The organism is Flavobacterium laiguense (genome assembly GCF_003097655.1).
Taxonomy (GTDB): Bacteria; Bacteroidota; Bacteroidia; order Flavobacteriales; family Flavobacteriaceae; genus Flavobacterium; species Flavobacterium laiguense.
The window spans coordinates 37,693-59,369 of the sequence record NZ_QCZH01000013.1 but is presented as its reverse complement, the minus strand read 5'-3'; the positions used below and the strand labels follow the sequence as shown (position 1 = coordinate 59,369).

Below are 21,677 nucleotides of genomic sequence, written 5' to 3'. Positions count from 1 at the left end.
TTTTAATTCGTTTAACGTAACAAAAGCACAAAAAAAACACTTATTTAGTTTTTTACAACCAAGTAAGTGTTATTGTTTAATTATTTTTTATCAGAAAACTTCGCTCGCTTCTTTTAGCTTTTCCATGTTGTTGACTAATGCTAGCTCATCAACAATTTTCTGAATGTCTCCATTCATGATATTTCCTAAATCATACAAAGTCAATCCTACACGGTGATCCGTTACACGACCTTGTGCATAATTGTAAGTACGAATTTTTGCCGAACGGTCTCCAGAACTTACTTGAGATGTACGTTTTGTAGCATCCTCAGCCTGTTTTTTGGCTAATTCTTGTTCATATAAACGGGAACGCAAAACGCCAAATGCTTTGTCTTTATTTTTATGTTGTGATTTTTGATCCTGACATTGCGCCACTAATCCTGTTGGAATGTGTGTCAAACGTACCGCCGATTTCGTTGTATTTACAGATTGTCCACCAGGTCCTGATGAACAAAAGAAATCCACACGAACATCATTCATATCAATTTGCACATCAAATTCTTCGGCTTCCGGAAGTACCATAACCGTCGCTGCCGATGTATGTACACGTCCCTGCGTTTCGGTTTGAGGTACACGTTGCACACGGTGAACCCCTGCTTCAAACTTTAAAGTTCCATATACATCTTCACCACTAACTTCAAAAATTACCTCTTTGAAACCACCAGAAGTTCCTTCGTTCATATCCACAACCGAAGTTCTCCAGCCACGACCCTCACAATATTTAGTGTACATTCTGAATAAATCCCCTGCAAAAATACTCGCTTCATCCCCACCGGTACCGGCACGAATCTCTACCATAACATTCTTAGCATCTTCTGGATCTTTCGGAATCAACATAAATTTGATTTCATCCTCCAATTCCGGCAATCTTTCCTTGGCTTCTTCCAATTGCATTTTGGCCATCTCCGTCATATCGGCATCGCTACCGTCAGCAATTATTTCATTGGCTTCGTCGATATTCGCCATTAAAATCACGTATTCATCGCGCTTTTCGGCCAAAGCTTTTAAACTTTTGTACTCTTGATTCAACTGCACATAACGCTTCTGATCCGAGATTACATCCGGTTGAATGATCAAATCCGAAATCTCATCGAAACGTTGTTTTACTATTTGAAGTCTATCTAACATTTTCTTATTCCTTTTATTGGAGTGCAAAATTACGAAAAATAGTTGACAGTTAAAAGTGCTTCAGTATTGGTTTTTTCAGGAGCTATTTCCTGCTATCCGCTATATCTTTTTAACCGCAAAAAAAGCGGATAAAAAGGATGCCGCTCCTATCAGGGCTAGGGCATTTGTGCTAAAAAACAGTAATTGTGGTTTTCAGTAAAATTTGTGAATTCAAAGGAGTTATTTTAAAAAAAGACATAAAACTAAAATTTATTTAATCAGTTTTTTCGCTGTTTAAAAAGTTAAAAACATATATTTGATAAAAATAAATTATGTCGATTGTCATGCCTATCTCCCCCAAAAAGGATGGCTTTGTATGATTTTGTCATACATATATACAAGTTAACTGCTATTTTCGCTCACAAAACCGCTAAAAGCATAATCATCAAAATTAAAAATCATCAATCAAAATCATCAAAAATCAATGAAATCAAAAATCACCACTTTAGCATTAAGTTTACTGACATACTTGAATGTGTCTGGACAAAAAAACGAATTTATAAAAAGCGATAGCATAATTTATCCAATTCACAAATCAAACATTGGTAAAATTGCTTTTATGGGACAGGCAATTGCAATTGAAAACTTTAAAGAAACCGATTTTCTAAAATCATTTGAATTAAAAGAGAAAACCGATTTAAATATCAGAGTTTTTTTAGACAAATCTTTGACAAATTATCTTCATTTGCTATCACCTCAATCAACTGCTGACGAACTGACTAAAAACGGGAATTATCAATTTACATTTATTATTGACAGTAAAAAAATTTATGTTGAAAATCTAAATATTGGAGCAGGAAGTGCAGAAAGCAAAAATCAGAAAACAATTTTCAGAGTTCCTTTAATAAGTTCTACCAACGAAGATTCTTGGGGTAAATTTCTTTGGAATAGATTTTTAGGCAATGGCGGACAAGAAGCACTTTCAGAGGAAGAACATCTACTTAAAATTGAAATCAGACCCTATTTAAAACTGACAGAGGTTTTAACAGGAAACATAATTGCCGAAGGACAAATAAAAATTATCGTTCCAGAAATTAAAATTGATAAAAAACTGGTTAAAGTTCAATCGATAAAGCCAATTAAAGATTGGCAGATTTCAATAGAAAAAATTGATGTTGCTAAAATTGAAGAATTAAACCGAAATATCGCAAAGAAAACCTATAAAAATATCACCAGTATTGTTGCAATAAAAGATGGAAAAATTCTAATTGAAGAGTATTTCAATGGAGCAAATAGAAATACACTTCACGACACACGTTCTGTGGGAAAATCATTTGCATCAACTCTTTTAGGTATTGCAATCAAAGACAAATACATAAAAAGTGAAACGCAAACCTTAAAAGAATTTTACGACCTAAAATCCTTTCAAAACCATTCTACAGCAAAAGACAATATTACTTTAAAAAGCTTACTTACAATGAGTTCAACTTTTGAAGGTTCTGATATGAATACTGAATCAATTGGTCACGAAGAAAATATGTATCCTACTAAAAATTGGATTGATTTTACATTAAATCTTCCTATTGACAAAACAAAAGTAGCGTATAAGCAGTGGGATTACTTTACAGCAGGTGTTGTAGTTCTTGGCGACATCATCCATAAATCTGTACCAAATGGTTTAGAGAAATATGCCGACAAAAATTTATTTCGTCCTTTGAACATAACAAAATACAAATGGCAATTCACACCTCAAAAAGTAGCAAATACGGCAGGAAGTTTGCAATTAAGTTCATTAGACTATGCCAAATTTGGGCAATTATACAAAAACCAAGGAACTTGGAATGGCAAACAAATTTTGTCGCAGGAATGGATAGCAAAAAGTTTATCGCACCAAATGATAATATCTGAAAATGAATTTTATGGTTATCTATTTTTCAATAAAACATACAAAGTAAATGGTTTGGACTATGAAGTTTATTATTCAGACGGAAATGGTGGGAATAGAATTTATATTTTCAAAGACCAGCCTATTGTAATTGTAATTACTGCCACAGCATACAATACTCCATATGGTGAAAAACAAGTTGAAAAGATTATGCAAGAATATTTGATACCAGCAATGACGAAATAAAAAAATAAAAAAAGGCAGTTAAACCAGATTACTATGACTTTTTTACTTGTTTAAGTCATAGTAATCGGAAATACATTGCGGAATAGTATTGCGGTGATCCTCCCTTCGTCATGATGACAATATTGCGGGAAGTAGACTGCAAAAAAAACAATCAAAAGCAAGCCCAACAAATCATTGGAACGGATATAGCAAATGAGATTGCTTCGTTCCTCGCAAAGACGCACAGAATGGGAATACATTAACTAAAGCAAACAACTCGCTCCCTCCCAATCCATCACCCCTCTTACCCCCGTTCATAACTCCATAAACTTTCTCTTTAATACCAATTTCTAAATTCCTAATTTGCGCCTTCAAATTAGAAGGAGAAAATGAAGGTCTGTATTGCCGAAAAACCAAGTGTAGCACGCGAAATCGCATCCGTTTTGGGAGCCAATACCAAACACGATGGGTATTACGAAGGCAATGGCTATATCGTAACCTATACCTTTGGGCATTTATGCACCTTAAAAGAGCCTAACGATTACAAACCCAATTGGAAAAGTTGGGATTTGAACAACCTACCCATGCTTCCCGAAAAATTCGAGACCAAAGTGGTGCAAAATTCAGGTATTCAAAAACAATTTAGAATTGTAAAAAGTTTATTTGATAAAGCCGAGCTAGTTATAAACTGCGGGGATGCCGGGCAAGAAGGAGAACTCATTCAGCGCTGGGTCATGAATGAAGCCAATTACAAAGGCGAAGTACAACGCCTTTGGATTTCATCCTTAACCACCGAAGCCATCAAAGAGGGTTTTGAAAACTTAAAACCATCCGCCAACTATGATAATTTATACTACGCGGGCTTTTCCAGAGCCATTGGCGACTGGTTACTCGGTATGAATGCCACCCGTTTGTACACCGTAAAACATGGCGGGTACAAACAAGTATTGTCTATCGGACGGGTGCAAACCCCAACCTTAGCCATGGTGGTCGATCGATTTAAGGAAATTGAGAATTTTAAACCTCAACCCTATTGGGAGTTGCAAACCTTATACAGAGAGACACTTTTCAGCTATGAAGAAGGACGCTTTCTGAAAAAGGAGGATGGCGAAATTTTGGCCAATAAAGTCAAGGAAAGTGATTTTGAAATTGTTTCTGTTGAAAAAAAGAATGGCAATGAGTTTGCTCCCAAGCTATTTGACTTAACAGGCTTACAGGTGTATTGCAATACAAAGTTTGGGTTTTCGGCAGATGAAACGCTTAAAATTGTTCAAACCTTGTACGAACAAAAGGTAGTCACGTACCCGAGAGTCGATACCACGTTCTTACCAAACGACATCTATCCAAAAGTACCCGGTATTCTGCAAAACTTAACCAATTATGCCACGTTGACGCAACCACTTTTAGGGAAAAAGATTAAAAAATCGGCTAAAGTTTTCAACGATAAAAAAGTAACAGATCACCATGCGATTATCCCAACGGGGATACAAAGCAACTTGCAATACAATCAGCAACAAGTGTATGATATTATTACAAAACGTTTTATTGCCGTATTTTACGACGATTGTTTGGTCGCCAATACCACAGTAATTGGAAAAGCAGCCGATGTACTATTCAAAACCACTGGAAAAGAAATCTTAAAAAAAGGATTTCGCATTGTTTTTGAAGACCCCAATGCAAAAGAAAAGGAAGCCGATATATTACCGAGTTTTGTTGTAGGCGAAAAAGGGCCACACGAACCTTCATTTTTAGAAAAAGAAACCAAGCCACCCAATCAGTTTACGGAGGCCACCTTACTACGCGCCATGGAAACTGCGGGCAAGCAGGTTGATGATGAAGATTTACGCGAATTGATGAAAGAAAATGGTATTGGACGTCCATCAACGCGAGCCAATATTATTGAAACTCTTTTTAGACGACAATATATCGTTCGAAACAAAAAACAAGTTTTACCAACGCCAACGGGGATTCAGCTGATTGACACCATTCAAAATGATTTAATAAAGTCGGCTGAACTTACTGGTTCCTGGGAAAAGCAGTTGAAAGATATTGAAAAAGGGACATTTACCGCCGGTGCATTTATCAACAATATGAAACAAATGGTCGAAGCCTTAGTGTATGAAGTACGAAGTGAAACTAGGCGTGCCAATATTTCGCATGTAGATACTATTAAAAAAGAAGTGGCTACCATAGAAAAAAAGAAAGCGGCAGGAATTTTGGCGGAAGCCTGTCCGAAATGCAAAAAAACGACGCTTATAAAAGGAAAATCGGCTTATGGATGTGGCGATTATAAAGTAGGCTGTACTTTTGTACTGCCTTATACTTTTGCAGAGAAAAAAATATCAGAGAATCAATACTTGCGGTTGCTTCAAAAAGGGTCTACCGTAAATTTAAAAGACTTTAAAACCGATGCTGGTACTGTGGAAGGTTTACTCCGCTTTGATGAAAATTTCAAACTCAAATTGGAACCGAAGAAAACTGCCGCGAAAGCAACAACCGATGAATTAACGTGTCCGAAATGCAAAAAAGGAACAGTTCTTAAAGGGAAAACAGCTTATGGTTGTGGGGATTATAAATTGGGTTGTGATTTTAAAGTCACTTTTGATGTGGTTAGGGAAAAACTAAAAGAGCAAAAACCAACCAAAGAACTGGTTTATTCCATTTTGAATGAAAGCAAAAATGATTTTTGATTTTTGATTAACGCTTTTTGATTTTAGATTTATTGACAATTCATAACTAATGCAAATGAAATTTTATACATAAATTCTAAAACTAAACCACTATGGACTGAAAGTCCATAGATTTGGTTGGCAGACTGAAAGTCTGCAAGGTTGCAGCACTTTTTTATTTACCACAAATTTCACAAATTAGCACTAATTAATTTGTGAAAATTTGTGTAATTTGTGGTAACAATATTTTTAGAAGCTATAGCAAAATGCACTAAAGTACATAGTTTTAAACTATATCTGAGACCAATAAAAAAACCTTAGAAGTGATTATTTGATATTATCTGCTTAATAAGTCAACAATCCCCTTTTTATCAATCAGAAATCAAAAATCGTTAATATAAAATCAAAAATCTTTCTATTCTATTTTTTTATAAATTAGCATTTCAAAATAACACCAAATATTCACACCAATGTTTCAAAAAACAACCCTTATACTGCTTTTGTTAGTAATAGTTTCTTGTAAAAACTCAGAAACTAACGAGAAAGAAAAAATAAAAACAGCCAACTGGTTATTAGGAAAATGGGAAAATAAAATGACAGAAGGCAGACTTTCTGAAAGCTGGAAAAAAGGTAATGACAGCACTTTTCAAGCCGAATCTTTTTTCATAAAAGAGAAAGACACTTTGCATTTTGAAAAAATAACATTACAACAAAATGGAGAAAATTTAATCTATAGTGCAACAGTAAAAGGACAGAACAATGACAAACCCGTTTCTTTTAAGATGACTTCTGAAACAGATAAAAAATTGGTATTTGAAAATCCTAAACACGATTATCCTCAAAAAATCACTTATACCTTAATTAAAAAGGACAGTTTGGTTGCGGAAATTTCAGGAATCCAACTCGGAAAACCAAGCTCTGAAAAATTCGGAATGAAGAAATTAGAGTAAAAAGCTCGCTGTTTCTAACCTTACCATAAACCTTGCTCCTAACCAGCAAGGTTTTTTTACATCTTAAAATACTGAAAACGAACTACTAAAAAATTATTAAATTATATTATTCATATTTAGTCTAAATAAACTTGTCGAATCGAGAATGAGGTTCTATATTTGCATCGTTATTTTTATTTATTCTAAATAAACGATATGAAATATATTTTACTACCCTCAATTTTATCCCTATTTTGCTTCAGCATCCAAGCTCAAGAAACGGCTAGTGTTACACCAAATTCAAATGATAAAGAAATATATTATTTCTCATCCGATACTATAAACTCAATCAATGACACCGTAAAAAAAAGAAGAGGTGAAATTCTAAAAGAGGTTGTTGTAACTGCAAACAAACAGCCTAAACCTGTAACCGCTTTACGTTCTGGATTAAAACCAATGGACACACCGCAAAGTGTACAAGTAATTGGTGCTGAAATAATTGAACAACAACAAGCCATCCGCTTGAGTGAAGTGCTGAAAAATGCCAATGGTGTATATGTAAGTTCTGCTCGTGGTGGAGCTCAGGAATCTTTTTTCTCTAGAGGATATGATATGTCTGCCAATAATATGTTTAAAAATGGTTTCCGCTATAATGCAGGTTCTATCCCTGATGTTGCTTCTTTAGACAAAGTAGAATTTCTTAAAGGAGGTTCTGCCTTATTATACGGAAATGTGGCTCCAGGTGGAATCTTAAATTTGGTGACCAAAACACCTTCTTTCAAAAGCGGTGGAGAAATTACTATACAAGCAGGAAGTAACGCTTTCTACAAACCCTCTGTAGATTTTTATGGTCCTTTAAATAAACATATTGCTTATAGAATCACCGGTTCTTACGAAAACGCAGAAAGTTTTAGAGATGTGGTAAAAAGCGAACGTCTTTATATTAATCCCTCTTTTTTATTTAACGTAAGCGATAAGACTCAAATTACAGTACAAGGAGATTATTTAAACGCTGATTGGACTCCCGATTTTGGAACAGGGATAATTGGAAAAGATATTTTAGATATTCCACGCAACACCTATTTTGGGTCTCTTTGGTCAAATGGAAAAACAAAAACTGCCAGTGCATCTATATTAGTAAACCATGATTTCAACAAAAACTGGAAGCTTAATTTCAATAGCTCTTTTCAAACTTACGATAGAACTCAAAAATCAACAGCTCAATTATCTGGTTTAGACGACACTAAAACATACCCAATTCCTGGTTACTGGAACAGAGGATTGGTTCAGAATAAAAACTTAGAACAAATACTTGGAGACCAATTGAGTTTGCAAGTAACATTCAATACTGGAAGCATAAAGCACCAAGTGTTTACAGGAGTAGATTATGAAAATTCATTTGCAACTGCTTACACTTATCTTTTTGATGAAAAATTTTTAGTAACAAGTACAAACCCTGATGGTTCCCCAAAAACATATAATCCAAGTATATACGATACTATCAATCTTTATACTTTCGATCCTTCAACACAAAGAAATGATATCCCTACTGCTAGAGTTTCAGCAATAGCTGATACAAGCACAGATCGTTTCGGGGTTTATGCCCAAGATTTAATTTCGTTTACAGAACAAATTAAACTTTTGGCTGGTATTCGTTGGTCTTGGCAAGAATCACAAGTAATTACAGATACTTACAAAATTAACCCAACATCAATCACGACGGTAGAAGCTGCAAAACGTAAAGACCAAGCCTTCTCACCAAAAATTGGATTAGTGTATCAACCAACAAAAGATATGTCTTTGTTTGCAAGTTATTCTAGCTCTTTTACGCCAAATACTGGACTTACAGTTGATGGTGATGTACTAGAAGCTTCTATCATAGACCAATATGAAGCAGGTATCAAAAAAGACTTTTGGAGAGGAATTTTGAGTACTAACGTAACTGTTTATCAAATTAAAAACAGTAATTTAGCACAAACCGCTCCATTTTTGGCAGACGGAGTTACTGTTAATACAAGTTCAACCATAAAAGTTTTAGGTGGAGGAACTAAAAGCAAAGGAGTTGAGGTTGATGTTACCGCAAGACCTCTTGAAGGTTTGAATATCAATGCGGGTTATAGTTATAATGATATGCGTTATACGAATACTTCAGGAACAAACGGAAGTTTCGTTGAAGGTGATCTTGTTGTAAGAACTCCAAAAAACACAGCTAATTTAAGCTTTTTCTATACTTTGCCTTCTGGAGTATTAAAAGGACTTTCTTTTGGGGCTATAGGAAACTATGTTGGAGACCGTCTTGGAGGATGGAATGATGATTATTTATGGACAGATGTTACACCTAAACCTACACCTGCTAATCCAAAACCAGATAAAGCTTACACTGTAACCATCAGAGACCGTGATATCCCATTAGAAGGTTACACTACAATAGATGTATCTGCTGGTTATACTTGGAAGAAATTCTCAATCTTGTGTAGACTATCAAACATTACAAATGAGTTGAATTACACGGTACACGAAAATTACAGTGTAAACCCAATTGCACCACGTCAGGTAATGACTAGTTTAAGATATAAATTCTAATTAAACCTTTAATTTAAAAATGCTTCTAACACATTTTAAACTCAATTTAAATCTTATTAATTTACATGAAAAAAACTAAGCTCCTTAGAAACCTACATCGTGACCTAGGCTATTTCTATATTGGGTTAATCATATCATTTTCCTTTTCAGGAATTTTAATGAACCATCGCGAACATTGGCATCCTGAAAAATACACTACCGAAACCAAAGCAATCGAAGTAAAACTACCGGAAGAAAGCAAAATAAACGAAAAATTTGCCGAAGATTTAGGTAAAAAATTGGGTGTTGACGACAAAATGAGACGCCACATGGTAAAAAAAGGAACATTTAAAATCTCTTTTGAAAACCATGATGTGGAAATTGACATGAAAACTGGAAAAGGGGAAATCGTATCTTTCCTAAAAACGCCCATTATCAGCCAGACTATGAAACTGCACAAAAGCACTTCCGATTTTTGGATTTATTACTCTGATATTTTTGCTTTGAGTTTAATTACTATTGCCATAACTGGAGCCATAATGATAAAGTCGGCCAGTAAATTTAGTTTCAAACACCGAGGCTGGAAACTGGCTTTGGCTGGGATTCTATTTCCTTTATTATTCTTGTTTATGTTGAGTTAAATTCCATTTTCAATAAAGTTAGAAACCTCGTTTAGAAATAGACGAGGTTTTTTTATCTTAAAAAAAATACCCCGGCCTGAATCACAAAACGGCAACATAAAAACTGATTCCCACATTGTAGATTGCAAAAAACATCGACAAAGTAATATTTTTTGCTTTTTTAACCATATTAATCATAAAAACAGTAACTTAGGTCTATCAAAACCTAAAACTATGTGGAAATATTTATCTATTAAGTCGCAGTTGATTTTAGTCTTATTAATACCCATATCGGGATTAATTTATATGACAGTATCCAATATTAATTCCTCTTTAGACCATTATAAGGATATTGATTCCAGTTCAGAAAATATAAAGAATATATCTATCCTCTCCAGAGGAATATTCGAAATTAGTGTTGAAAGGGGATTTTATAATTATTCCTATTATGATGCTTCAAAAAAAAATCGGTTTAATCTAGAGAAACAATTAACGAATGAATGGTTCTTAAGAACTCATATTAAGGATACCGTAATCTCAAAAAACCTTAAATCGTTACAGAATTCCGTATTAAATCTTCAATCCAATATTGAATTTGGAAAAGAGACACCAAAAACCGCTTATATAAAATACACTCATTTTAATTACATTTTAAACAATTTAATTGAAAGAGAAATTATTAATTGTAAGTCTCCTGAATTAACCAAATTAGCCAACAATTATTATAATTATGTAATATTAAAAGAAGCAGCCTTATTAAAAAGGGAGATTATTTTACAACGATTAATAGATGATAAAAAAAATGAAGAATTAGACAATTCACTATTAAAATTGTTCTATAAAGCAAAAGAGTATGAAAAGGGAGTTGATTATAAATTAATTAACTTCGATTTTAATACTTTAAACAAAGATTTACTTGAGTTTAAGAGTTCAAGTAGTTTGTCCTCATTTAAGACTGATTCTGATTTGATTTTTGAAAAGAAATTAGAAATGTCCCCTGACGTATGGTGGAAAAAATCATCGACTATAATTCCAAAATTCTCTGAATTAGAAAAAAATAATTTGGCATTTATTCTTGATTATGCCCATAAAGAAAAACAGGCGGCATTACAATCAATTGTACTATTATTTTCAATTTTATCCATATTTTTATTGGGAGCATTTGTTCTTATTTATAAACTGATTAAGAATTTATCTACTTCCCTCAATGCAATAGCTGAATCGATAAAAAAAATATCCCATGGAGAGATTATTGAAAAACCAACTTTTTCCGGAAATGCCGAATTTATTACCATAAGCCATTCTTTTAATGAATTATTAATCGCCATAAACGAGCAAATCGATTTAGCGTTAAAAATAAGTTCGGGAAATTTTGGTTCCAAAATTAGCTTAAGAAGCCCCAACGATTTGCTTAACAACTCGCTAAACACCATGTCGCTAGAAATCAATAGATTAGATAAAGAATCTAAAGAAACCAGTCTAATGGAAAAGAACATAATTGAAGTCAATAAATCAATTGTAGAATCAAAAGACTTGAATGAGTTTGGAGCTAATATTTGCCAAACCCTCGTAAAACAAACTCAAGGTTGCCAAGCTAATTTTTACATTAGCAAGAGTGTTAAAAATACAAATCAATTGCACAAGATTGGCGGATATGCCGATGACAAAAACTCGCCCGAAGTAATAGCGATGGGAGAAGGATTAGTCGGGGAGGTTGCAAAAATGAATCAACAAAATTGCCTGAATAATTTACCCAACCAATATTCCCATATAGCCTCTTCGCTTGGTGAATATCCGTATTACAACGTTTTAATAACACCAATATCATACAAAGAAGAAGTAATTGGGGTTGTCGAAATTGGATCGTTTGAAAATTTCAATGACAACCATAAAAAATTATTGGTAGCCATATCCGATTCAATTGGAAGCGCCATCAAAGTTTTTATGCGTAATGAAGAGTTACGAATATTTTCCGAGGAAATAAATGAAAAAAACAGCATCCTTCAAGTACAGGAAGAAGAACTCAGATTAAGCAATGAGGAATTGAGCCGACAAACTATGCTGTTGCAATTATCCGAAGAAGAATTTAGACATCAGGCTGCCGAATTAAAACAAACCAATGCTTTTTTAGAAGAAAAAGGACAGGAACTTGAATATAAAAACAATGAAGTTGGTTTGAAAAATGAGGAATTAGTTACCGCACAAGAAGAGTTAAACCTTAAAGCAGAGGAAATTGCGCAAGCCAGTAAATACAAATCGGAGTTTTTGGCGAATATGTCCCATGAATTGAGAACCCCTTTGAACAGTATTTTAATTCTCTCCGATCTATTAAAAGAAAACACTGCGGGAAATTTATCCGATACACAAATTGATAATCTTTCGGTCATTAATTCTTCCGGAAAAGATTTGTTGAATTTAATAACCGACATCTTGGATATTTCTAAAATTGAGGCCGGTAAAGTTGAAGTTTATCCAGAAGAATCAATTGTTGAAAGGATTTATTCAGATATGGATGGGTTATTTAGAGTCCAGATGCTAAAAAAGAATATTGAGTTCACAACCAGTATTTCTGATGATTGCCCAAGAGAACTTCATACCGATATCGGAAAATTAGAACAAATTCTTAAAAATTTCTTATCTAATGCGCTCAAGTTTACGCCAGAAAAAGGAAAAGTTTCATTAGTTTTTTCCTCATGCAAAGATAAGAATGAGTTCGCTTCACCCTCATTATCTAAATTAAGCCCAAATAAAATTCTTTCTATACATATAGAAGACAATGGAATTGGTATCTCTGAAGAAAATAAAAAGAAATTATTTCAAACATTCCAACAAGCTGACAGTTCTACCAGTAGAAAATATGGCGGAACAGGATTAGGATTATTTATTTCAAAAGAATTGGCGATACTCTTGGGAGGAGAGGTTGATTTTAAAAGTGAACTGAATAAGGGAAGTATGTTTAGCGTGTATATCCCGACAACTTTTCAAACGAATGTTTCTAAAAAAAATGTAACTGTAATGGGTTCGGTTGAAAAAAATCACCTGAAATCAGAAGAAACACCAAAACCCTCAGATGTCACTTTGGATTTAACAGAGAATTTAAACGATGATAGAAAAGAGGTAACTATTGATGATAAAACAATATTAATCATAGAAGACGACGCATCATTTGCAGAAGTACTATTACAAGTGGCTCATGATAACGGATTTAAAGCTATTGTTGCTTATCAAGGAGAAACGGGTTATCAATATGCTAAAAAATACAAGCCTAAAGCAATTATTCTGGATATGAAATTACCCGGAATTGATGGTTGGACTGTTTTAAAATGGCTAAAAGAAGATAAGGAGTTGCAACATATTCCGGTACATGTAATGTCTGGTATGAATAGAGAAAAATTGGCTAAAGAAATGGGTGCATTTGATTTCCTGATCAAACCAATAACGACAGAAAAACTAAAAAGTGCTTTTGCATCTATCGACATTCAAATAAATAAGATTTTTAAAAAGGTTTTGATTGTGGAAGATGATGTAAGCCTTAATTATTCAATCAAAGAATTGGTTCATAATTGTGATAGAAATGTCATTTGTATTCAAGCTTATACTTTCAATGAAGCTGCAAACATTCTAAAAAATGACGATATAGATTGTGCCATTATGGATATTGGATTACCTGATTCTAAAAACATTGATAATATATCGGCACTAAGAAAAATATCAAAAAACAAGGACATTAATATAATTGTAAATACAGGAAAATCATTAACTCAAGAAGACGAATTAGAACTTCAAAATAGTGCCGATAAGATTGTTATTAAAACTCACAATGTTACCGAAAGATTAAAAGATGAGTTAGTACTCTTTTTGGATATGGTTGAAAACACAGATAAAAAAGAATATAAAACAGGACCCAATTTATTGGCAGGAGAAATCCTTAAAGACAAGAATATATTGATTGTAGATGATGACATTAGAAACATCTATGCCTTATCGAGCGCTTTAGCAACAAAAGGGGCATCAATTTTAACTGCTTTTAATGGAATAGAAGCCCTTGAAATGCTTAATAATAATTCTAACATTGATATTGTATTAATGGATATTATGATGCCAGAAATGGATGGATATGAAGCAACCCGAAAAATCAGAGAAAATCCGAAATGGAAAAACCTCCCTATCATTGCATTAACTGCCAAGGCAATGAAAGGAGACAGAGAAGAGATATTAAACGCAGGAGCTTCTGATTATCAATCAAAACCAATCGACATCCAACAGCTTATTTCATTAATTAGTATATGGATTTACAAATAGATGATAGAATTTAACGATCTCAAAGAAATTGTTTTTCTGATAGAAAAGCAATATGGATACGATTTCTCAGACTACTCTAGAGCTTCAATGCTTAGGCGTATCAATCGGTTTATGGAAATTTCAAACATGGGATCCGTTGTTGATTTAAAATATGAATTAATAAACAATTCAGTAAATTTCAATACGTTTTTGAATGAAATCGTAGTCAATGTCAGTGAATTTTTTAGAGACCCCAGTTTTTTTAAATCTTTGAAAACCAATGTCTTTCCCTATTTAGAAAGTTACCCCAAAATAAATATCTGGAGTGCCGGATGTTCTTTTGGAGAAGAAACGTATTCGCTGGCTATTCTTTTAAAAGAACTCGATTTATTGCATAAATCCAGATTGTATGCCACGGATATCAGTTCAAACGCTATTGAAAAATCAAAAAAAGGAATTTACTCGAATAAGAGTTTCAAGGAATACTCCAACAATTATTTTTCGTGTGGTGGAAAAGAATCACTAAATGAGTATTTTATTTCTGATGGAAAAAAATCAATTATTAATTCAGATTTAAAAAAAGAGATCTTATTTACTCGCCATAATTTAGTTGCCGATGGTGTTTTTAAAGAGTGTCAACTTATATTATGTAGAAATGTGCTGATCTATTTTAATGAAGATTTACAGGATAAAGTATTAAATCTGTTTTATGATAGTTTGCCAATACATGGTTTCTTGGCCTTAGGGAAAAAGGAAACTTTACGATTTAGCAGTGTTTTTGATAAATTTAAAGAAATTGATAGCACGGAAAAAATTTATCAAAAAATAAAATAATACCGATTATGTATTCAATATAGTCCAATGAAAATTGAACTATTTTTATACTATATCGGCATTATACCAACATTTTTTTGGATTAATTAAATGGTATAATATGGAAATGATTATTATTGGCGGTTCTGCGGGTTCTTTTAGTATCATTTTATCAATTCTCAAAGGGTTGGATAAAAAGGTACAAACACCAATTGTAGTTATTCTGCATAGATTAAAAAATGTCGATTCATCTCTGGAAAAACACTTGCAACTACACTCCCACTACAAAGTTAAAGAAGCAGAAGATAAAGAAATCGTAAAAAAAGGGCATTTATACACAGTGCCCGCTAATTATCACTTACTTCTGGAAGAAAACCGGCATTTATCATTAGACTCATCCGAGTTAATAAATTATAGCAGACCCTCAATTGACGTCACATTTGAATCATTCTCAACTGTTTTGAAAGAGAAATGCAGCGGAATATTGTTATCTGGATCCAATCATGATGGTGCAAGAGGGCTAAAATTAATTGCCGAGAATGGTGGCAAAAGTATTGTTCAGGATTGCAATGAAGCCGAATTTGATGTGATGCCAAAAGCAGCAATTCGAATTTATGAGCATCACAAAGTGTTAACGTTAAATAATATAATTAAAAACTTAAACGAAGAAAGCTATGGCTATTAAGAAACATACCGTATTACTCGTAGATGACTTGCCTCAAAATTTAATAGCCCTAAAAAGTATTTTAGAGCATCCCGATAGAAAAATAATTACCTGTTTGTCCGGGATGGAAGCCTTGCAAATTTTATTGAAAGAAAAAATATCCTTGATTCTTGTTGATGTTCAAATGCCAGAGATGGATGGATATGAATTTGTGGAAATCGTAAAAAATCATCCCGATACGGCCTTTATTCCTACCATTTTTGTAACTGCCATAAGCGATGAACCAAAATATATGAATAAAGCGTATGACTTAGGAGCAATTGATTTTTTATTCAAACCTTTAATTACTGAGGTAACCCGCAAAAAAGTGGATTCTTTTTTACGAATTTGGGATTACGACCAAGAGTTGAAATCATTAAACAATAAACTTCATGAAAAGAACGCAGAATTAGAACAGTTTGGCAGCATTTTAGCACATGATTTGAAAGCTCCTTTAGGAAATATCAAAATTCTTTTGGGAATAATTGAAGAAGATCACCTTTTGAATCTTAAAGGGGATTCTGCTGAAATGTTTGAGATGGTTAAAACCTCTACGGCTATTATGTCTAATCTAATAGAAGATTTGCTTCATTACACCAAGTGTGTCCAAAATAATGAAGGAAAGGAAAATGTCAATTTATTGGCTGTTGTTGAGAAGGTAATCAAGCTCATAAACCCGTTGGGCAACGTTCAAATTGAAAAAGTAAATTTGGATAAAACCATTTTATTTCAGCCTCCAGCCATTCACCAAATACTGTCAAATTTAGTGTCAAATGCCATAAAATACAATGACAAAGAGATCATAGAAATTATTATTGAGTTTAATACCACAGAACGCTCTTTGTCTGTTAAGGACAATGGTCCGGGCATTGATGAAAAATACCATCAAAAGGTATTCGAAATGTTTCAGACCTTAGGCAATAAATCCAGAGGCGAGAGCAGTACGGGAATTGGCTTGGGCTTAGTAAAAAAATTGATTGAGCGAAATGATGTGAATATCCAAATAAACAACATCCCGAACTCCGGCAGCGAATTCTTAATAACCGATCTGGTTGTTGAAGACTATTAATTGAAATAATTTTCCGAAAAATAAAAATCCCAATTCTGTACCGATACTTTCGGAATCAGAATTGGGATTTTTTATTTTATAATCAACCATAAAACCAAACACTGCTTAGTCTCAAAAATAAATCCGACAGGTTTTAAAAACCTGTCGGGTCTAATATCAAAAAGCAAAAAAATTATTTCAAACTCACTAAACTCTGCTCAATCGTAGCAATTTTAGAAAGTGCGTCGGCTTCTTTTTGTCTTTCGTTTGCCAAAACTTTCTCTGGCGCACCAGCAACAAATTTCTCATTCGAAAGTTTGTTTTGAACCGATTTCAAGAATCCTTGCGTATAAATTAACTCGGCGGTTAATTTTGCAATTTCAGCTTCCACATCAATGTTTCCATTTATTGGAATAAAATATTCGTTCGATTTTACTCTAAAGGACAACGCCCCATCCACTTTATCCGAAACGTATTCTAACGAAGTGATATTTCCTAATTTGGTCACAACCGAATCAAAATAAGTAGAAGCTTTGTCGTTGTTCACCACTTTCAATTCGATAGTATCTTTAAACGGAATGTTCTTGTCTTTACGAATCGTTCTAATTCCTGAAATCACCTCAATCGTACTTTCAAAATCTACAATTAATTGCGCGTTGAAAGGTTTTATTTCTGGCCAAGTCGAAACAATCAATGCTTCTTCTGTAGTTCTTTCTTTCAATATTTGCCAAATTTCCTCAGTCAAGAAAGGCATAAATGGGTGCAATAATTTCATATTGTTTTCCAACATTTCTATCGCTTTCGCAAAAGTTACGCTGTCAATCGGCTGTTGGTACGCTGGTTTGATCATTTCCAAGAACCAAGAACAGAAATCATCCCAAACTAATTTGTAGATTCCCATTAAAGCATCAGAAATTCTGTATTTTTCAAAATTATCTTCAATTTCCAAAAGGGTTTGTTGCAATTTAGCTTCATACCATTCGATTGCAACTTTAGAAGATTCCGGTTGTGGAATCGAATCCGATACTTCCCATCCTTTAATCAATTTGAAGGCATTCCATATTTTGTTAGAAAATGCTTTTCCTTGGTTGCATAATTCTTCGTCGAACATAATATCGTTTCCGGCAGAAGCACTCAAAAGCAGTCCTACACGAACACCATCTGCACCAAACTTTTCAATTAATTCTAATGGCTCCGGAGAATTTCCCAAAGATTTAGACATTTTTCTACGTTGCTTGTCACGAACCAATCCGGTTAAATACACATTCGTAAAAGGTTTTTTCCCTGTATATTCGTAACCCGCGATAATCATTCTCGCTACCCAGAAAAATAAAATATCCGGCCCCGTTACTAAATCATTCGTTGGGTAATAGTATTTAAAATCTTCACTTTCTGGATCCATAATTCCTCCAAAAACCGACATTGGCCACAACCAAGAAGAAAACCAAGTATCAAGAGCATCAACGTCTTGTTTTAAATCGTTTATGGTTAATTGTTTGTTGTTTGTTGTTTGTTGCGCTAAAACCAAAGCTTCTTCAATAGTTTCGGCAACCACAAAATCCTCTTTCCCGTCTCCGTAGAAATAGGCCGGAATTTGTTGTCCCCACCACAATTGACGAGAGATATTCCAATCACGGATATTATTTAACCAATGCGCATAAGTATTATTAAAACGAGCTGGGTGCAATTTCACATCGCCATCAACCAAAACCGATTGTATCGCTGGTTTTACTAAATCTTCCATTTTTAAGAACCATTGGTCAGATAAACGAGGTTCAATTACCGCTTTGGTTCTTTCGGAAGTTCCAACTTTATTAAGATGCGTTTCGGTTTTTGCCAAAGCACCACTGTTTTCTAATTCTTGAGTAATCTCGGCACGAACCACAAAACGGTCTTTCCCTTGATAATGCAATCCGAAGCTATTCAGCGTTGCATCTTCATTAAAAATATCAATAATTTCAAGGTTGTGTTTCTCTCCTAATGTTTTATCATTCATATCGTGGGCAGGTGTCACTTTCAAACATCCCGTTCCAAATTCGATATCTACATATTCATCTTCGATAATAGGAATCACTCTTCCGCAAATAGGAACAATGGCATTTTTTTCTTTCAAATGGGTAAAACGTTCATCATTTGGATTGATACAAATAGCTGTATCCCCAAAAATAGTTTCAGGACGTGTTGTCGCTACTGTAAGGAAATCTTCAGATCCTTCAATTTTATATTTTAGGAAATACAATTTCCCTTGTTGTTCTTCATAGATCACTTCTTCGTCAGACAAAGTTGTTTTGGCTTCGGGATCCCAGTTTACCATTCGGTAACCACGATAAATCAATCCTTTGTTGTATAAGTCCACAAAAGATCGAATTACAGATGCCGACATATCCGGATCCATAGTAAACTTAGTGCGTTCCCAATCACAAGAACAACCCAATTGTTTCAATTGATCAAGAATTACCCCACCATATTTATCCGTCCATTCCCAAGCGTGCTTCAAAAACTCTTCACGCGTTAAGTCATTTTTATTGATTCCTTCGGCTTTCAATTTGGCTACTACTTTAGCTTCAGTGGCTATAGATGCGTGATCCGTACCAGGCACCCAACAAGCGTTGAAACCTTTGAGACGTGCTCTTCGAATCAAAACATCTTGAATTGTATTGTTAAGCATGTGTCCCATGTGCAAGACTCCAGTTACATTGGGTGGAGGTATTACAATGGAATAAGGCGTTCTATGGTCTGGTTCCGAATGAAAATAATTATTTTTCATCCAATAGTCATACCATTTATTCTCGATAGTTTTAGCATCAAATTGTGCGGGAATTGTCATAAAAAAGTAACTGTTAAAACCAAAATTATACTTTGGTTTGATTTTTGCTATTCATATAAAGGACAAAAGTAAATAATTAAGCACAGTATAAAAAGGGAAATAATAAATTGTGCATTAATTAAAAGTTGGTATATTTACTAACCTACTAAAAAACATCAAAATGAAAAGAATTGCAACTTTTATCGTAATGCTAATGACTAGCAGCATTGGCTTTGCTCAAAGTGGCTCAAAAATTGAATTTCATCAGGCAGAGAACACTATAGATTACGGAAAAATATACAAACACAGTGACAATGGGATTCGGGAATTTACATTTACCAATACCGGAAACGCTCCATTAACCATTATGGCCATTCAATCTACAGCCAGTTGTACGGTAACTTATAAACCAAGCCAACCTATTTTACCCGGAAAATCCGATCGAATTGAAATAAAATACAATATGGTTCCTGGCCCAATACGAAAAACAATAACAGTTGAAACGAATGCAACGAACTACGAAGAAGGCCGAGTACCGTTAAAAATTAAAGGAGAAGTCATTTCTAATTAAAAACAAATTCATTCTAGAGAAAAACCGCTAATTGACAAATTCAAAATAGCGATTTTTTTACAAAATATCCAACAATTGAAACTTAAATTTCATTACTTGACCGTTTCTTTCTATTTCAAAATTGATCCATTTGTCGTCTTCGAATCTAAACATTTCATTTATTTTTTGCAAAGAATAAGTATAAACAGCTGATCTATTAATCGAAACAATAACATCTCCAACTTTTAAACCACATTGTTCTGCAGGTGAATTTTTTCTAACATTTGAAATTTCATAAATGGGTTTTAAATTAAATTTATATTTAAAGTTATCCTTTACCTTTTCTCTATTTGAATCAAAAGTAGTCCCACCAGAAATAGGAATTGTTTCTAATTTTACCGTTTCCTGCACCCATTGCAACCCATGATGCTGTATCTCTAAACCACTCTTATTATAGGTGAATGGCTCATTAAAATCAGAATTCTTCCTTAAATACAATTTCGCATTTTTATAATCAAAAACAACCGAGAATCGCTTTAAAATTCCACCTCCTACAGAACCAAGCCGATTATCAACCATGCGAACACTTTTTATGGAACTAGAATCAGGAAAAGCAACAATTGGCAATGGAAAGCTATATTTATCGAAAGAAAAACCTTTAATTCTTGCTCTTTTTCCTCCTATGTCCCCGCTAAATCCCTTACCCAAAAAGTCATCGAAATTTCTTGAAGGAACATTTATATCATCCGATAAATTTTGAAAAAGCCAAACTGAATCACTATTCCCATTATCAATTAACAACTTCACAAACACATTTTTTTCATCTATAAAAACATTTGCTGACAAATATGGTTTATTCTTTTCAATAGTAATTGGAATCTCATTATACGTCTTGCGTATTTTATTGATATTTGCATCATTATTCTTAGAAACCATCAGTTTTTTTTTCGCATAATTTATACTCACTAAATGGTCTTTAAAAAACTGGTATCCGATAATTCCATTAACAGGGATTCCAATTTGAGACGATAAATTAAAACTCTCATCAAGAATAACATAAATAAGCTGATTCTTCGACTTCAAACCGTTAATTTCAAGAATATTATTTGTGGTTTTTAATCCTTCTATAGACTCTTTACTTCCCAAACCTCTTAAGTTTATTTTCTCTGAATTATAAAATTTGATAGTAGTATTATCTTCTAAACTGAAAAGAATAATTTCCTCAACACCTGTATCGAGCAGAAAATTAAGCTCTACTCCATTGACTTTTATAGGAATAAAAACCAAATTGTTAATTATTTTAATTGGTATGCTTATTTTATCTATACCCTTATCAAAAACAAAATCATCCTGCGCAAAAACAGGTGTCATTATTATTAAAATCAATAATATTAGGCCGATTTTTTTCATTTAAATTCGTTTCTATAAATTTAATCAATT

The 21,677-nt window shown here is 33.6% G+C and carries 13 protein-coding genes; 10 read left to right on the top strand and 3 right to left on the bottom strand.

Features of this window, described 5'->3' with window-relative positions; all coding sequences use genetic code 11:
- Window positions 1-90: 90 nt before the first annotated feature.
- Window positions 91-1,167, bottom strand: coding sequence for a peptide chain release factor 1 (gene prfA / locus DB891_RS11665; RefSeq protein ID WP_116763738.1), 1,077 nt, complete (start codon window positions 1,165-1,167; stop codon window positions 91-93).
- A gap of 463 nt (window positions 1,168-1,630) precedes the next feature.
- Between prfA and DB891_RS11660 the strand changes: the two genes are divergently transcribed.
- From DB891_RS11660 to DB891_RS11615, 9 genes are all read left to right on the top strand, one after another.
- The gene (locus tag DB891_RS11660; RefSeq protein WP_116763736.1) at window positions 1,631-3,277 is read left to right on the top strand and encodes a serine hydrolase domain-containing protein; all 1,647 of its coding nucleotides are present in this window, start codon (window positions 1,631-1,633) and stop codon (window positions 3,275-3,277) included.
- 368 nt (window positions 3,278-3,645) lie between these two features.
- Window positions 3,646-5,946 (top strand): type IA DNA topoisomerase, encoded by a 2,301-nt coding sequence (locus tag DB891_RS11650; RefSeq protein WP_116763733.1) that lies wholly within the window; start codon window positions 3,646-3,648, stop codon window positions 5,944-5,946.
- A gap of 449 nt (window positions 5,947-6,395) precedes the next feature.
- A complete protein-coding gene (locus tag DB891_RS11645; protein ID WP_116763731.1) occupies window positions 6,396-6,875 on the top strand; it encodes a DUF6265 family protein in 480 nt (159 codons plus the stop codon).
- Window positions 6,876-7,070: 195 nt separating this feature from the next.
- Window positions 7,071-9,437, top strand: a complete 2,367-nt coding sequence (locus tag DB891_RS11640) for a TonB-dependent siderophore receptor (RefSeq protein ID WP_116763729.1) — start codon at window positions 7,071-7,073, stop codon at window positions 9,435-9,437.
- A 65-nt stretch (window positions 9,438-9,502) separates the two neighbouring features.
- Window positions 9,503-10,057, top strand: coding sequence for a PepSY-associated TM helix domain-containing protein (locus DB891_RS11635; protein WP_116763727.1), 555 nt, complete (start codon window positions 9,503-9,505; stop codon window positions 10,055-10,057).
- Window positions 10,058-10,270: 213 nt separating this feature from the next.
- Window positions 10,271-14,338: a response regulator gene (locus DB891_RS11630; protein WP_116763725.1), complete on the top strand. Its 4,068-nt coding sequence runs from the start codon at window positions 10,271-10,273 to the stop codon at window positions 14,336-14,338.
- Complete coding sequence (locus tag DB891_RS11625) at window positions 14,339-15,151, top strand: CheR family methyltransferase (RefSeq protein WP_116763723.1); 813 nt, start codon at window positions 14,339-14,341, stop codon at window positions 15,149-15,151.
- 100 nt (window positions 15,152-15,251) lie between these two features.
- The gene (locus DB891_RS11620; RefSeq protein WP_116763721.1) at window positions 15,252-15,815 is read left to right on the top strand and encodes a chemotaxis protein CheB; all 564 of its coding nucleotides are present in this window, start codon (window positions 15,252-15,254) and stop codon (window positions 15,813-15,815) included.
- Window positions 15,805-16,902 (top strand): sensor histidine kinase, encoded by a 1,098-nt coding sequence (locus tag DB891_RS11615; RefSeq protein WP_116763719.1) that lies wholly within the window; start codon window positions 15,805-15,807, stop codon window positions 16,900-16,902. Before DB891_RS11620 ends, DB891_RS11615 begins: the two co-directional genes overlap by 11 nt.
- Before the next feature lie 172 nt (window positions 16,903-17,074).
- Here the strand turns inward: DB891_RS11615 and DB891_RS11610 are convergent, their stop codons facing one another.
- Window positions 17,075-19,708, bottom strand: coding sequence for a valine--tRNA ligase (locus tag DB891_RS11610; protein WP_116763717.1), 2,634 nt, complete (start codon window positions 19,706-19,708; stop codon window positions 17,075-17,077).
- 160 nt (window positions 19,709-19,868) lie between these two features.
- On the opposite strand from DB891_RS11610, the gene DB891_RS11605 reads away from it, so the two are divergent.
- A complete protein-coding gene (locus tag DB891_RS11605) occupies window positions 19,869-20,258 on the top strand; it encodes a DUF1573 domain-containing protein (protein ID WP_116763714.1) in 390 nt (129 codons plus the stop codon).
- Between the two features lie 57 nt (window positions 20,259-20,315).
- On the opposite strand, the gene DB891_RS11600 is transcribed toward DB891_RS11605, so the two are convergent.
- Window positions 20,316-21,647, bottom strand: coding sequence for a PDZ domain-containing protein (locus DB891_RS11600; protein WP_116763713.1), 1,332 nt, complete (start codon window positions 21,645-21,647; stop codon window positions 20,316-20,318).
- Window positions 21,648-21,677 lie beyond the last annotated feature (30 nt).

Bases quoted from the DNA above. Each gene is read 5' to 3' on its own strand.
- prfA (WP_116763738.1), bottom strand. From the start codon at position 1,167: ATGTTAGATAGACTTCAAATAGTAAAACAACGTTTCGATGAGATTTCG.
- DB891_RS11660 (WP_116763736.1), top strand. From the start codon at position 1,631: ATGAAATCAAAAATCACCACTTTAGCATTAAGTTTACTGACATACTTG.
- DB891_RS11650 (WP_116763733.1), top strand. From the start codon at position 3,646: ATGAAGGTCTGTATTGCCGAAAAACCAAGTGTAGCACGCGAAATCGCA.
- DB891_RS11645 (WP_116763731.1), top strand. From the start codon at position 6,396: ATGTTTCAAAAAACAACCCTTATACTGCTTTTGTTAGTAATAGTTTCT.
- DB891_RS11640 (WP_116763729.1), top strand. From the start codon at position 7,071: ATGAAATATATTTTACTACCCTCAATTTTATCCCTATTTTGCTTCAGC.
- DB891_RS11635 (WP_116763727.1), top strand. From the start codon at position 9,503: ATGAAAAAAACTAAGCTCCTTAGAAACCTACATCGTGACCTAGGCTAT.
- DB891_RS11630 (WP_116763725.1), top strand. From the start codon at position 10,271: ATGTGGAAATATTTATCTATTAAGTCGCAGTTGATTTTAGTCTTATTA.
- DB891_RS11625 (WP_116763723.1), top strand. From the start codon at position 14,339: ATGATAGAATTTAACGATCTCAAAGAAATTGTTTTTCTGATAGAAAAG.
- DB891_RS11620 (WP_116763721.1), top strand. From the start codon at position 15,252: ATGGAAATGATTATTATTGGCGGTTCTGCGGGTTCTTTTAGTATCATT.
- DB891_RS11615 (WP_116763719.1), top strand. From the start codon at position 15,805: ATGGCTATTAAGAAACATACCGTATTACTCGTAGATGACTTGCCTCAA.
- DB891_RS11610 (WP_116763717.1), bottom strand. From the start codon at position 19,708: ATGACAATTCCCGCACAATTTGATGCTAAAACTATCGAGAATAAATGG.
- DB891_RS11605 (WP_116763714.1), top strand. From the start codon at position 19,869: ATGAAAAGAATTGCAACTTTTATCGTAATGCTAATGACTAGCAGCATT.
- DB891_RS11600 (WP_116763713.1), bottom strand. From the start codon at position 21,647: ATGAAAAAAATCGGCCTAATATTATTGATTTTAATAATAATGACACCT.